Annotated in this window: 2 protein-coding genes; one reads left to right on the forward strand and one right to left on the reverse strand. The window is 45.8% G+C overall.

The window, feature by feature from the left end; translation table 11 throughout:
• Window positions 1-500, reverse strand: a 500-nt coding sequence (locus ACS8FD_RS16510; RefSeq protein ID WP_439276640.1) for a biotin--[acetyl-CoA-carboxylase] ligase, incomplete at its 3' end; no start/stop codon positions are given.
• Between the two features lie 146 nt (window positions 501-646).
• On the opposite strand from ACS8FD_RS16510, the gene ACS8FD_RS16515 reads away from it, so the two are divergent.
• Window positions 647-1,065 (forward strand): sulfite exporter TauE/SafE family protein (locus ACS8FD_RS16515; protein WP_439276641.1); only part of this gene is annotated, 419 nt, incomplete at its 3' end.

Here is a 1,065-nt window from a genome sequence, read left to right on the forward strand (position 1 = left end):
TTAGGCAGGTTTTGATAAAAGCCCAAGTCATTGGCCCATTTGACGCCAATAGGGGTCAAACCTTGCGCGCGCAGCTGCTCATTTAACGTTTGGATAATAGGCATTTTTGCCAGCTCGACACCGACGAGTAACGATAACAAGCCGCTAATGGATGTATGCACTGGATGGTATAACGACAGATAGACATTGCCGCGCGGTGATTGCCATGAACGCCCCCGTTGCCCACGTCCTGCGCTTTGAGTCTCAGCCGTCAATAGATGTAATTCAGTGGCGCTCAGTGTGTCATCTTGGACACGTTCTATCAGCTCAGTATTGGTAGAGGCGCTGCTGATTACATGACAATGCGTAAGCTCAGATAAATAGACGGAGGTGCTGGCTGATGACGGCATAAATTTAGTCACTGTAGTTAAGGTCGTATGGGTAATCTTTGGTATACTGGCGCTTGTCTTAAGTAGACAATATAAGACAAACAGCATAAAGATCGGCTGAGAGTTTGGCAAATGTAATATGGTCGATTATACCTATTTAATACCTCTGATTTAGCTTGAGAGTATGCGCCAAGTAGACAGGCAAAAAAATAAGAAGACAAAAAAGTAGTCAGGCACGACAAAAACATTCAAAAAACAAGCAAAAGGCCAATTCGATGATGTTGTATGTATGGTTTGTGATTGCAGGAGCGTTTGCGGGCGTCAGTGCGGGTTTGTTTGGCGTCGGCGGCGGCATGATTATCGTCCCAGCATTGGTGTGGATTTTTACTGCCTATGATTTTTCACCTGCAGTCGTTACGCATTTAGCGATTGGTACTTCTCTTGCGACCATTGTGGTGACTTCTATTAGCTCATTGACTGCACATAATAAGCGTGGCGGTGTGCGCTGGGAAGTATGGCGCAAGATGGCATTAGGCTTGGTCATCGGTAGTCTAGTGGGTGCAGGCATCGCTGATATGATTGATGGCAAGGTATTGCAGGCCATCATTGGTGTTGGCGCATTATTGGTTGCATTAAAAATGTTGTTTTTATCCAATAAAGAACAATTGGGCAAGCCGTTACCGCCAGCTGGCGTTCA

It is taken from the genome of Psychrobacter sp. 1U2 (genome assembly GCF_051847575.1).